Genomic DNA, 13,202 nt, shown 5'->3' on the forward strand with positions numbered 1-13,202 from the left:
CGACCATGAGCAGCAGCAACGATCCGATCACGCTGGAAATCATCCAGAATTCCCTTCAGGCGACGGCCGATGAGATGTTCGCCGCCATGCGCAAGACGGCCATGAGTTCGATCATCTACGAGGTGCTCGACATGGGCACCGGCATCATGGATGCCAAAGGGCAACTGGCGTCATCGGGTGCCGGCATACCGGCCTTCATCGGGGTGCTCGACAAGGCTGTCCGGGTGATCATCGAGAGATTCGACAAGCCCGGCGATATCAGGCCGGGGGACGTTTTTGCCACCAACGATCCCTATTATGGCGGCGTCACGCACCTTAACGATATCGTCGTTGCCATGCCCGTCTTCGCCGACGGGCGCATTATCGCCTGGACCGCCAATATCGCCCATAACTCCGATGTCGGAGGCATGGCGCCGGGCTCGCTTTCCGGCGAGGCGACGGAGATCTTCCAGGAAGGGCTGCGATTGCCGGCGATCAAGATCATCTCCAAGGGCGAGCCGATCCGGCCGGTGATGGACATCATCAAGGTCAATTCGCGCATGCCGGACGTGCTGGAGGGCGATGTCTGGGCGGCCATTGCGTCGGTGAGGGTCGGCGACAAACGGCTTGTTGAACTGGCCGAAAAATACGGCACGGAAACCTTCGAGCGGGCCATGTCGTCGTTCATGGATTTCGGCGAGGAGGTATCCCGCAAGGCGCTCGACGACCTTCCCCAGGGCACGTTCGAACTCTCGGAGGAACAGGATGACGGGCGGATCTTCAATGTGAAGATCACCATCGGACCGGACGAATTCACGGTTGATCTGCGCGACAATCCGGACCAGTCGGACAATCCGGTCAACACCAGCCGCGACGGGGTGATGGTCTGCGCGCAGATGATCTTCAAGTCGCTGACCGATCCCTATTCGCCCGCCAATGGCGGCTCGTTCCGTCCGATCAATCTTCTGACCCGCGAAGGCTCGGTGTTCCATGCCAGCGAGCCGGCGCCGATCGGCTTTTACTACGAGATCGAGCTGCGGGTTTACGACCTGATGTGGCGCTGCCTTGCGCCGCATATGCCGGAGCGCCTGGCGGCCGGACATTTTGCGTCCGTTTGCGGAACATTTATCGGCGGCATTCACCCCGATACCGGCCGGCAGTATACGATCATCGAGCCGCAGCTCGGCGGCTGGGGCGCCAGCCGCAACAGTGATGGAAACAGCGCCGTTTTCTGCGGCTTCCACGGCGAGACATATAACTGCCCGGCGGAGATCAACGAGGCCCGCAACGGGCTTTATGTCGACCGCCTGGAGCTCAATATGGAGCCCGGCGGAGAGGGCCGGTTCACCGGCGGCCGCGGCATCGTCATGGATTACCGTGTGCGGGCCGACAACGGCTTCCTGACAGCCGGCTACACCCGTTCCAAGTTTCCCGCCTGGCCGATCGATGGCGGGCGGGAAGGATCTCCCAATTATGTTGAGTTCCGGCCGAAGGACGGCGAGCCCGAACGGTTTGCTTTCGTCTCGGGGCTCGCCACGAAGAAAGACGATGTGATCCGGGTGGTGACTGGAAACGGTGCCGGGCTCGGAGATCCGAAGGAGCGCGACCCGGAAGCGGTGCGCCGCGACGTCAAGAATGGACTGATCGCGCCGGAGCGCGCTGAAGAAATCTACGGTGTGAAGGTCTGAAACGGTATCGACAGGAGGAAAGATCATGCAAACGGACAAACCGCTCAAGGTGATGTATCTCAGCCCGACGGGCCGCGATGACTACGATCAGGTCTTTGCCGACATGGCGGCCGCACACAAGCTGGCAAACACCGAGGTGCATATCACCTCCCTGCCGCCGCAGGACGGCGCCTTCACCCATATCGAGTTTCGATCCTATGAAGCGATGGTGACGCGCGGCATTATCCGGGCGACGCGCGCGGCGGCGCGCGAGGGTTTTGACGCCCTGGCGATCGGCTGTTTCTACGACACGGCGCTGCACGATGCCCGCGAGATTTCCGGTGAAATGATCGTCACCGCGCCCTGTGTCGCATCGCTCGAAATCGCCACCAGCCTTGCAAACCGTTTCGGTGTGATTGTCGGCCGGCGCAAATGGGTCGACCAGATGGAAGCAACGGTCCGGGCCAACGGGCAGGGGGACCGGCTCTCGGGTTTCTACCACGTCGAGCTTGGCGTCAATGACTTCCAGACCGATCATCAGCGGACCAACGATCTCCTGCTTGAAGCGGGCCGGAAGGCCGTCGAGCAGGACTATGCGGAGGCCTTGATTCTGGGCTGCACGCTGGAAATCGGCTTCTACAAGGAGCTTGAGAGGGAACTCGGCGTCCCGGTGATCGACCCGTCCATCGCGGTCTTCAAACGGGCCGAATACGCGGCGCTGCTCAAGCGGCAGTGCGGCTGGATTCCGAGCAGGAAATGGTCCTGCGAAGCCCCGCCCGAGGAGGAGATCGCCCGTTTCGGCGGCTTCGACGATGGTGAGTTTTTCGGTAGCCGCATTGCCGTTCCCGCAGATACGATCGCGGCGAGCGCCGCCTAGAGCAAAGAGGATAAAAATGGACAACGCTGTTTTGGAGCGTCTGACGGCGCTCCGCGCCCGCATGGTTGAGGAGAATGTCGATCTGATCGCACTCGGCCCGGGCGCCCATATGAAATGGCTGCTCGGCTTCTACCCGCATCCGGACGAGCGTCCCTGCCTGCTCTTGATCAGCCGCAAGGGCGAGACCTTCCTGATGCCCGCGCTCAACGCCGAAGGGAGCCGCAAGCAGACCGATATCGGGTTTCACACCTGGGACGATGCGACCGGCCCGGACGATGCGTTGAAAGCCGCGCTCATTGAGGTGGGGGCACATGACGCGCGAAACATTGTCCTCGACGAGGCCATGCGCGCCGATTTTGCCCTGCTCGTGCTCGATGCGATACCGGGCGCTGCTCATGCTTTTACCGGCGGGACGCTGGGAGCGCTCAGAATGCGCAAGGGCGAAGACGAGTACCGTGAGCTGAAGAAAAATGCCCTCCTGGCCGACGAGGCGATGAAAGCGGCATTTGCCGCGGTGTGCCCCGGGATGAGCGAGATTGAGCTCGCCGATGTCATTTCGGACAGCTTCATCGGCAATGGCGCGCGTCCCCTGTTCCGTATCGTCGGAACCGGCGGCAACGGCGCGTTCCCGCATCACCACACGGGCGATACGATCATCAAGGCCGGCGATGTGATCGTTATCGACATAGGCGCGCAGGCGGGCAACTATCCGTCCGACATCACCCGTTCCGTTGTGGTGGGCGATGCGCCGGAAGCCTATGACGAGGTGCACGCGGTTGTCGATCGTGCGGTTCAGGCGGCCATGAGCGCGGCGAAGCCAGGCGTCAAGGCCAGCGATGTCGATGCGGCGGCCCGCAATGTCATCGCGGAAGCCGGCTATGGGGACTATTTCGTGCATCGCACGGGCCACGGTCTGGGCGTCGAAGTGCACGAGCCGCCCTACATCACATCGAGCTCCGACACGGTGCTCGATGAAGGCATGGTGTTTTCCATCGAACCCGGCATCTATCTTCCGGGCCGTTTCGGCATCCGGCTGGAAGAGATCGTGATCCTTCGCGAGGGCGGGCCGGAGATCCTCTCCGAACTGCCGCGTGATGCTCACAGGGTGAGTGTGTAGCCGATGGCGGCAGCCGCACACGATCCGTTCACGGCGGCGGTGATCCAGGCCAGCCTCGTTGCGGCGGCGGACGAGATGTTCGCCGTGCTGCGCAAGACGGCCATGAGCCCGATCATCTACGAGGTGCTGGATGTCGGCACCGGCATTACCGACGGCGAGGGCAATCTGGTCAGTTCCGGCGCCGGGATACCGACCTTTGTCGGTGTTCTGGACAAGGCCGTACGGCGTATCCTGGACCTGCACGGCCGGGAGGCGATCCGGCCGGGCGATCTGTTCATCACCAATGATCCCTATTACGGCGGCGTGACACACCTCAACGATGTGGTTCTGGCGCTGCCTGTCTTTGCAGACGGCAATCTCGTCGCCTGGTGTGCGACGATCGCCCACTGGAACGATATCGGCGGGCGGGTTGCCGGCTCCATGTCGACCGAAGCGACGGAAATTTTTCAGGAAGGCCTCCGGCTGCCGGCGATCCGCCTGTTTGAGGCGGGAGAGCAGGTGCAATCCGTCTTCGACATCATCGCCGCCAATTCCCGCCTGCCGGATTTTGCCAACGGGGACCTTTGGGCGCAGGTCGCAGCGTGCCGTATTGCCGAGCGCCGCATCGTCCAGCTGATCAACGTCCACGGGTTTGAGGCTTATGGAGCGGCGCTGGCCTCATTGTTCGAGGAAGGCGAGAAAAGAGGTCTTGCCGGACTTCAGGCCCTGCCGCCGGGAACCTATGAGATCGAGGAAGAACAGGATGACGGGGCGCGCTGGCGGGCGGCAATCACCATCGCCGGGGACCGGTTCACGGTCGATCTGCGCGGTAACCCGCCGGTGCGCGCGGCACCTTACAACACCAGCCGTGACGGGGCCGTGATCTCCGCGCAGATGATTTTCAAGGCGCTGACCGATCCGTCGCTCTTCGCAAATGCGGGATCCTTTCGGCCCCTTGAGGTGATCACAGAGCCGGGCACCGTCTTTCACGCAACGGGCACCGCGCCGCACGGCTATTATTTCGAGACCCGGATCCGCCTTTACGACATGCTTTGGCAATGTCTGGCGCGAGCCATGCCGGAGCGGCTGCCGGCCGGTCATTTCGCCTCCATCTGCGGCACGGTTCTGGCCGGCGAGCATCCCGATACCGGCCGCCGCTACACCATGGTCGAGCCGCAAATGGGCGGTTGGGGCGCGACCGCCGGCCGAGACGGGCTCGATGCCATGTATTCCTGCAGCCATGGCGAAACCTTTAACTGCCCGGTCGAAATCGCCGAGGCGCGCTACGGGCTGGATGTCGAGCACAAGAGGCTCAGCGGCAGCCATGACGGGCAGGGCCGGTTCAGGGGCGGCAAGGGGCTGTCGATTTGCTACCGCTTGCGCGGCCGGGCGCTGCTGTCGGCCGGCTACAGCAGAAACCGGGTTCCCGTCTGGGGTCTCGCCGGGGGCGAGGCCGGCGGAACCAATGGTTTTGCCATCCTGCGCGGCGATGGCGGGCGCGAGGCCCGGGCCTTTGCCAGCGGCGTGGAACTGGAACCGGGCGACAGGATAGAGATCGACACGGCCAATGGCGGCGGCTGGGGCAGGAGGGGCCGAGACGGTTGCAATGATGCCCATGCTTAATGAAATATAAGCGTCACACTCGGCGGCTAAACCTGAGTGCCAACGCACGTTTATACCAGACAGAGGCATAGCCATGAAAAGACTGATCCTAACCTCCATTGCCGCGATGATGATGGCCGGCCACGCAATAGCTGCGGATGTGTCCGGAAAGCTGGTGCTTTACACATCGCAGCCGAACAAGGATGCGCAGGCGACGGTCGATGCATTCAAGGCGAAACACCCGAATGTCGAGGTCGAATGGATCCGTGACGGCACGACGAAGGTCATGGCCAAGCTGCGCGCCGAATTCGAGGCCGGCGCGCCCCAGCCCGACGTTTTGCTGATTGCCGATATGGTGACCATGGAAGGCCTGAAGGCCGAAGGCCGCCTCATGGCTCATGAAGGTGCCGACGTTTCGGCATACGATCCGGCCATCATGGACGAAGACAAGACCTATTTCTCCACGAAGCTGATCACGTCCGGCATCATGTACAACACCAATGCGCCAATGAAGCCAACGTCTTACAACGACCTTCTGAAGCCGGATGCGAAAGACAAGCTGGCCATGCCGTCGCCTCTTACCTCGGGTGCCGCGACCATCCACATGGCAGCGCTGACCGGTAATCCGGAACTCGGATGGGATTATTATGAAGGGCTCGCCGCGCAGGGCGCCAACCCCAAGGGCGGCAATGGCGGAACCTACAAGGCGATTGCCGGCGGCGAGAAGCTTTATGGCTTCGTGGTCGACTTCCTGCCGATCAGAAACAAGCTCGACGGCGCACCGGTTGAGTTCGTCTTCCCGGCCGAGGGTGTCTCGGCGGTAACGGAGCCGGTTGCGATCCTTTCAACGGCAAAGAATCCCGATGCCGCAAAGGCCTTCGTCGATTTCCTGATTTCCGAGGACGGTCAGAAACTCGCCGCGAGCCAGGGCTACCTTGCCGCTCATCCGGCGATTGAACCTCCCAAGGGTTTTCCGCCGCGCGACCAGATCAAGCTGATGCCGTTCGATCCCGCCGCGGCACTTGCCGATGATAAGAAGAACAAGATGAAGTTTACTGAAATCTTCGGCGGCTGATAGTTGCGCAAAGCACTGAATGTGAACGGCGAGGGGATGACCCTCGCCGTTCTTTTACTGATATCGGTCTTTCTTTTCGGGCTGCCGCTCCTGCTGCTGCTTGAGACCGGGCTTTCCAATGAACAGGGCTGGTCCCTGGCTCCGATTTCGGAGGCGCTGGAGAGTCGTTCCGTCCTGCGCGCCCTTTGGCATTCGCTGGAGAGCAGTTTCCTGTCCGCACTCTTTGCGCTTGGTCTTGGAACCGTCATGGCGGTGATTATCGGTCTCACCGATGCGCGCGCCAAAGCGGTTCTGGTCTTTCTGGTTCTCCTGCCGATGATGATACCGCCGCATGTGACGGCGATTGCGTGGATACAGGCGCTTGGCCCGTCCAGTCCGATATTGCAGTGGCTGTCGATCGCGCCGCCGCTCGGAAGCACGCATCCGCTCTATTCGCGCGGGGGTGTCGTGTTTCTCCTGGGTGTCCAGCATGCGCCCCTGGTCTTCCTGCTGGTCAGAGCCGGCCTGCGCGGACTTCCCAAGGACCTGTTCGATTCCGCGCGAGTCAGCGGCGCCAGGCCCGGGCTCGTCATCCGCCGCATTCTCCTGCCGCTTCTGGTGCCGTCGCTGATTGCCGGATTTGCGCTGGCCTTCGTCTCGGCGCTCGGCAATTTCGGGATCACGGCCTTGCTCGGCATTCCGGCCCGTTACACCACACTGCCGGTCCTGATCTGGCGCCGGCTGGCGAGTTTCGGACCGGATGTTCTCACGGACGTTGCGGTGCTCGCCGTCATTATCGCCTTTGTCGCGGTTGTCGTGGTCATGGCGCAGATCGCCTGGCAGAACCGGGCGAAGATCGGCCTTATCAGCCAGTCGCAGCAGCCCCTGCGCATTGCGCTGGGCCGCTGGCGTCCCGTCGCCGAGGTCCTCCTTCTGCTTGTCATCGCGGCGACCCTTGTTTTGCCGATCGCGTCCCTCCTCGCCACCTCGCTGGTGCGCACCTACGGGCTGCCGCTGGCCGCCGAGACATTCACCCTGGCGAATTATCTGGAAGTTCTGGTCCGCCAGTCCGTTACGCTGAGGGCCTTTGCCAACTCGACGCTGATTGCCGGCTCGGCGGCGATCATGCTCGGCTTTTTCGCCGCGCTTGTGGGGTATTATCTGAACCAGCGGGGCGTGCGCCGGATCATGGCGGGCGGCATCGCCGGGATGGGCGACATCGCCTATGCCATTCCCGGGCTCGTCATTTCCGTCGGCTTCATCCTGGCCTTCATAAAGCCGCTGCCGCTTTTGAACATCTCCCTCTACGGCACCTGGGGGATCATATTCCTGGCCTATCTGTGCGCCTTCTTTTCCATCGCCCTGAAGCCGGTCGGCGCCGCCTATGGACAGCTCGACCAGTCGCTCGATGATGCGGCGCGGGTTGCCGGAGCGCGCTTTTTCCTGAGGATCAAGCGCATCTTTTTGCCGCTGGTGCTGCCTTCGGCGGCATCCGGCGCGATCCTGGTTTTCCTGACCGCCTATAATGAAGTGACCGTATCGGCGCTGCTGTGGTCGACCGGAAACGAGACCATCGGCACCACCATCTTCAATTACGAGGACGGCGGCTACACCACTCTCGCTGCTGCAATGTCGAGCGTTACGGTTTTTGCGACCGTGCTGTTGATGCTTGCGCTCAACGTGTTTTCAGGCCGGCTGCCGGCCGGTGTCATCCCCTGGCGCGACGAATAGATGGTCCTGTTAGCGGGTATTCATCCGTCTTCCGGCAGAAGCCAGGCGGTTTTGATCGCCACCGGAATGGTTTCGCCGATCTGAACCTTGCGTTGCAGAACGACGGGCAGGGTATCTTCCAGACCATCGACGGCGACGCGCGCGTCCCAGCTTCCGCCGCGATAGGCCACCGTCCGCACCTCGGCCTCAATACCGCCATGACTGACCGAGACATCCGAAGGACGGATAACGGCCCGCCCGGCCGTTCCCGCTCCCGATGATGCCGTGCCGGTGTCGACGTGCTGGCCGGCGATGATCGTTCGGCCATCGGCGTCCCTTGCCGCTGTCACAATGCCGCTCCGTCCGACAAAGCGCGCCACCGTCTCATTGAGCGGGAAATTGTAGATGTCCTGCGGCGTGCCGATCTGCAGAAACCGGCCGTTGTCCATGACCGCGATGCGGCTGGCGAGGGCCATTCCCTCACGCTGGTCGTGGGTGATGAAGAGGGTTGTCGCGCCCGCCATGCGGTGAAAATTTGCCAGTTCCTCTTCCATCGCGTGCCTGAGATGCGGGTCGAGATTGGCCAGCGGCTCGTCCATCAGGATGATGCGTGATTGTCCGGCGAGGCAGCGGGCGAGCGCAACGCGCTGGCGCTGCCCGCCGGAAAGTTCGGCGGGCTTGCGCGCTTCCAGGCCTGTCAGCGAAACGGCTTCTATCTGTGCGTCGGCGATACGGCCGGCCGTATCGGCATCGCCGCCGGAGGCGGTCACCGGGAAGGATATATTCTGGCGGACGCTCATATGCGGCCAGAGCGCGTAGGACTGGAACACCATGCCCACCTGCCGGTCTTCCGGCGTGGTGTGCACGCCAGGTCCGGACACCATCTTGCCGTCAATCAGGATTTCACCGTCGTCCAGCGTCTCGAGACCGGCGATGAGACGCAAAAGCGTGCTCTTGCCGCAGCCCGAGGGTCCCAGGATGACAAAGAACTCGCCGTCTGGAATTTCCGCGGAAACATTGTTGACCGCGGCGTGATCCGTGAATTTCTTGAGGGCCGATTTTATGACGACGGACACGTGTCTCTCACTCCCGTGTTCAATCCTGTGGTGGGTTGCTACCCGAAAATCCCACCCGAATACAGCAGCCCGCCTTCATATTTGTGACAGCATCTTCCTGTCCCGGTGTGTTGCCGAATTTGCGACGCAACCACATGGCAAGACCGGTTTCCTGCTGCTATAAGCGGGTGCATGGGCGCTACAGGAGGTGTGCAGTGGACATCAGGCAGATCAACAATGAGTATTCGGTTGCCGGCCAGATAACGGTCGAAGACATTGAGACGATTGCGGCCATGGGCTTCAAGTCGATTGTCTGCCACCGGCCGGACCAAGAGGTGGAAGGCCAGCCATCCTACTCTGAAATCGAAGCCGCCGCGGCCACGCGCGGTATCGAGATGCGTCATATACCCATCGGGCGCGAAGGGGTCGGTTTCGAACAGGTTCAGGCCTTTGTCGACGCACTGGACGAAATGGACCGTCCCATGCTCGGCTACTGCCGCTCCGGGGCCCGCTCGACGGTTATTTACCAGCAGACCCTGCACATCAGGGCTTAGCCGCTCTCCAGCCTTTTGAGTTCTTCGCGCACCTCGTCATTGTGTTCTCCGAGGCGCGGGGAAGGGCGTGAATGGGTGGGCGGTGTTTCCGACATCCTGATCGGCGATGCGACGCCGGGAATTTTGGTTCCGTATCCGTCATCGAGCTCGATGCGCATGCCGCGCGCCTTGATCTGCGGGTCGTCAAACATCTCGCCGATGGAGTTGATCGGACCTGCGGGTACGGCATTGTCCTCACATTTTTCAAGCAGCACCGCCCGCTCGAACCGTTGCGTTGCCGCCCAAAGGCGCTCGCGCAGGTCCGACCGGTGCGCTACGCGATCCCTGTTGGTTGCAAACCGCGGATCGGTTGCCAGGTCATCGGCGCCGAGGATTTTGCACAGGCGCTGGAACTGACCGTCATTGCCCACGGCGAGGATCAAGTAGCCGTCGCTTGTCGGGACCACCTCATAGGGTGAGATATTGGGATGGAAATTTCCGATGCGTGTCGGGCTGTCGCCGGTGGTCAGGAAATTCATGTTCTGATTGGACAGGATCGCCGCCTGACTGTCGAGCAGCGCCATGTCGATATGCTGGCCCTTGCCGGTTCTCATGGCGTGGATCAGCCCGGCCTGTATCGCCGAGACGGCGTAAAGACCGGTGACGATATCGGCGATCGCCACGCCGGCCTTCATCGGTTGCCCGTCGGGATCGCCGGTGATGGACATGAATCCCGACATGCCCTGAACGATGAAATCGTAGCCCGCATGGGAGGCATAGGGTCCGTTATGTCCGAAGCCGGTGATCGAACAGTAGACGAGCTTTGGGTTGAGCTTACGGGCACTGTGGTAATCCAGACCGTATTTCTCGAGGCCGCGGGTCTTGAAGTTCTCGATGAGGATGTCGGCCCTGGAAACAAGCCGACGCACGAATTCCTGATCCTGCGGATCGCGCAGATCTGCCGTAACCGACCGCTTGCCGCGATTTGTCGAATGATAATACGCCGCGCCCAGATTCTCGCCGTCCGCACCGGTTATGAAGGGAGGGCCCCAATGGCGTGTGTCGTCACCGCCCTTCGGATTTTCCACCTTGATCACATCCGCGCCGAGATCGGCAAGGATCTGTCCGGCCCAGGGTCCGGCCAGGACCCTCGCCAGTTCAACAACACGGATGCCCTCAAGCGACGCATCAGACATTATGGGCTCTTGCCTCCCGGCGTTTTGCGGCTTCCAGAAGAATCCGTTTCTGATAGCGGCTCTGTACGATTTCAACGGTGACCAGGGTCACCAGAACGAAGTAGAAGGTGGATTTCGCCATTGGCTCAATGGCGTGACCGAAGAAGGTCAGATGACCGATATGGCCGCCATCCGACATCAGCATGACGCCGACGAGCAAGAGGACAAAAAGTCCCAGCACCTCATACATCCTGTTTTTCTCAAGGAAACTTGCAACGGTATCCGCCATCAGGACTATCAGCGCGCCCGGGACCACGATGGCGGCGGCCATGACGACGAGGTTTTCCGTCAGCGCGATCGCCGAAAGCACGGTGTCGAACGAGAAAGCCAGGTTCATCGCCACGATCCACGGGAGCGCCGTCAGCACCGGAAAAGTCGTCAGATTGTCGAGTGTGAAGAGCGTTTCCAGCATGGGCGGTCCCCGTTTGGCCGATGGGCTTTGGCCCGTGGTAGCAAACGGACCTAGCCGGCGCTATGACAATTTGCCACAGAACAGGCCCGGCAGGAGAAAATCATGTTAGGTCGCGGCGGCTGTGCCGCGCTGCGGCGCCGACAGGGCCCAGGCGGCGAAATCCTCCATGGCTCCGTGCGCGCCGGGCGGCGCCGATTCGTTCAGCGTCTCGTGACGCAGTCCCTCGTAAATACAGCACGTTACGTCTTCCATGCCGTGGCCGCGCAGTTTTCTTGCAAACCATGTCACCGCGCGACCCTTTGCCGTCGCCGGATCCTGACCGCCACCGACCAGATGAATGGGCATGGTTTTCGGCAGGGCGGCCAGCGCCGCCCGGTTGCTGCCGTGAAATGCCATGGCAAATATGTCCTGCCAAAGGCCGACGGTGGGGTCCCAACCGCACAAAGGGTCTTCGATATAGGCCGAGACGGCGGCGGTGTCGTGGGACAGCCAGTCCGATCGCGTTTTTGCGTTTTTGATCGCTTTGCCCCAGGCCTCGAACGTCAATCTGGACAGCATGCCGCTTGGCACATCGGACCCCTTCAGCATCCTTTCGGCGGCGAGAATGGCCTGCGCTACGCGGCCTTCGAGGCCCATCTTGAAGTTGGAGTTCCAAACAGCGAGCGCGATCTGCCGGTCCGGATGGGAAAGCGCAAAGTTCATGGCGATCAGTCCGCCCATGGAGTGGCCGAAGGTGATAAGCGGCGATTGCGGGTACTCGGTTCGTGCACGGGTGTTGACGGCGAGGGAATCCGCGACGACCTTTTCCCAGCCGCGCCCGGCCGGGGCTTCGGCAAAACGCCCCGCCGTCGCGTCGGACGCCGTTGTGTGCCCGTGCCCGCGGTGATCATGGGCAAAGACGGCGAAGCCGACCTGCGACAGGTAATCGGCAAAGGGCTGGTAGCGCGCGGCATGCTCGGCGAGACCATGGTTGATGTGGACGACGGCGCGGAGTTTGTCCTTCGGGCGCATATGAAGAAGATTGAGGTTTGCGCCGGTCGGCGATGCGAGGCTGGTCTGATCGTCAAATCCGCTCATGGCGCGACCTTGCACACGCCCGGGGCAAAGCGCAATCCCGCGTCAGCTGTCGAGCGCTTCCTCTATCGCGGCAATCTGGCCGCCGAGATCGAACGGAAAGGAGGAGAGCACCTCGATATCCTCGTCCTCGGAGAAGCCGTCCGGATCGTTCTCGCGAAGCCGGGCGATTTCGAGGTCACGCTCGCGCAGGCTCCACTCGATCTGCGGCCGGAAGAGTTTCAGCGCGGCGACCAGCCATTTGGTGGTGAGGGCGTATTCCTCGTTGTCGAGATCGAAAAAGTCCAGCAACCGGATGACTTCCTGTGCCGGATACTGCCACTCCATCGCCACCCAGCGATTGACGGTGAAGATGCGCATCGGCGTGCCGGACTGGTCGAACGAGATAGCAACGAGATGGCACAGCCCGCCAAGTTCGAAATCGGGGTCGGGCGGCAGGGCGATGGGCTCCACGCCCGCCTGCACATGCTCGCTGTAGACGAAGAGGTGGAAGTGTCCGTGCTCGGCCCAGGGGCGGGCCTCGGGATCTTCCGAGTGCGCGTGGTAAAACCACAGGGCGCCTTTTTCCCGGTCGTGCACATCGCCCGGCGGATAATGCTGCCACTGTGTAAACGCGTCGGGTGCCGTTGAACTCAGCACGTCGATCAGGATGTGCTTCTTTTCTTCGGCCGCCTGTTCAAGAACGGCGATCATATCGTCCGCGGCCTGCTGCATCGCCTTGAGCTCGGCTCGCGGCAGGCTCTTGAAGTCGATTTCGGGATCGTCGCGTACCGGATTGTCCATCACATCGGCCAAGGCAATTCATCTTTCGCGGCAGTCTAACAGGAAGTGGGCTGAGGGAACACGGGGCTCCGGCAGGTGTTGCCGGGAACCGACGGCCCCCGGCAAACGGGAAACGCGTCAGTTGG

The 13,202-nt window shown here is 61.9% G+C and carries 12 protein-coding genes; 7 read left to right on the top strand and 5 right to left on the bottom strand.

Annotated elements, in window-relative coordinates:
* Positions 1-5: 5 nt before the first annotated feature.
* From AC5E6N_RS00395 to AC5E6N_RS00420, 6 genes are all read left to right on the top strand, one after another.
* Complete coding sequence (locus AC5E6N_RS00395; protein ID WP_491745939.1) at positions 6-1,667, top strand: hydantoinase B/oxoprolinase family protein; 1,662 nt, start codon at positions 6-8, stop codon at positions 1,665-1,667.
* A gap of 25 nt (positions 1,668-1,692) precedes the next feature.
* On the top strand, positions 1,693-2,523 hold the full coding sequence (locus tag AC5E6N_RS00400) for an aspartate/glutamate racemase family protein (RefSeq protein ID WP_491745940.1): 831 nt from the start codon (positions 1,693-1,695) through the stop codon (positions 2,521-2,523).
* A 16-nt stretch (positions 2,524-2,539) separates the two neighbouring features.
* A complete protein-coding gene (locus tag AC5E6N_RS00405) occupies positions 2,540-3,640 on the top strand; it encodes a M24 family metallopeptidase (protein ID WP_491745941.1) in 1,101 nt (366 codons plus the stop codon).
* A gap of 3 nt (positions 3,641-3,643) precedes the next feature.
* Entirely contained in the window at positions 3,644-5,242 is a 1,599-nt protein-coding gene (locus AC5E6N_RS00410) for a hydantoinase B/oxoprolinase family protein (protein WP_491745942.1), read from the top strand.
* 73 nt (positions 5,243-5,315) lie between these two features.
* Entirely contained in the window at positions 5,316-6,296 is a 981-nt protein-coding gene (locus tag AC5E6N_RS00415) for an ABC transporter substrate-binding protein (RefSeq protein WP_491745943.1), read from the top strand.
* A gap of 3 nt (positions 6,297-6,299) precedes the next feature.
* Positions 6,300-8,006, top strand: a complete 1,707-nt coding sequence (locus AC5E6N_RS00420) for an ABC transporter permease (protein WP_491745944.1) — start codon at positions 6,300-6,302, stop codon at positions 8,004-8,006.
* 20 nt (positions 8,007-8,026) lie between these two features.
* Here the strand turns inward: AC5E6N_RS00420 and AC5E6N_RS00425 are convergent, their stop codons facing one another.
* The gene (locus AC5E6N_RS00425) at positions 8,027-9,061 is read right to left on the bottom strand and encodes an ABC transporter ATP-binding protein (protein ID WP_491745945.1); all 1,035 of its coding nucleotides are present in this window, start codon (positions 9,059-9,061) and stop codon (positions 8,027-8,029) included.
* 194 nt (positions 9,062-9,255) lie between these two features.
* On the opposite strand from AC5E6N_RS00425, the gene AC5E6N_RS00430 reads away from it, so the two are divergent.
* Positions 9,256-9,594, top strand: a complete 339-nt coding sequence (locus AC5E6N_RS00430) for a protein tyrosine phosphatase family protein (protein ID WP_491745946.1) — start codon at positions 9,256-9,258, stop codon at positions 9,592-9,594.
* On the opposite strand, the gene AC5E6N_RS00435 is transcribed toward AC5E6N_RS00430, so the two are convergent.
* The 4 genes from AC5E6N_RS00435 to AC5E6N_RS00450 all read right to left on the bottom strand — a co-directional run bounded on the left by AC5E6N_RS00435 (position 9,591) and on the right by AC5E6N_RS00450 (position 13,080).
* Positions 9,591-10,769 carry a CaiB/BaiF CoA transferase family protein gene (locus tag AC5E6N_RS00435; protein WP_491745947.1) on the bottom strand — a complete coding sequence of 393 codons (1,179 nt, stop codon included), beginning with the start codon at positions 10,767-10,769 and terminating at the stop codon, positions 9,591-9,593. The genes AC5E6N_RS00430 and AC5E6N_RS00435 overlap by 4 nt on opposite strands.
* On the bottom strand, positions 10,762-11,220 hold the full coding sequence (locus AC5E6N_RS00440) for a TerC family protein (RefSeq protein ID WP_491745948.1): 459 nt from the start codon (positions 11,218-11,220) through the stop codon (positions 10,762-10,764). Before AC5E6N_RS00440 ends, AC5E6N_RS00435 begins: the two co-directional genes overlap by 8 nt.
* Before the next feature lie 105 nt (positions 11,221-11,325).
* Positions 11,326-12,297, bottom strand: a complete 972-nt coding sequence (locus AC5E6N_RS00445) for an alpha/beta fold hydrolase (protein WP_491745949.1) — start codon at positions 12,295-12,297, stop codon at positions 11,326-11,328.
* A 42-nt stretch (positions 12,298-12,339) separates the two neighbouring features.
* A complete protein-coding gene (locus tag AC5E6N_RS00450) occupies positions 12,340-13,080 on the bottom strand; it encodes a DUF6969 family protein (RefSeq protein ID WP_491745977.1) in 741 nt (246 codons plus the stop codon).
* Between the last annotated feature and the right edge of the window lie 122 nt (positions 13,081-13,202).

It is taken from the genome of Hoeflea sp., from assembly GCF_984452065.1.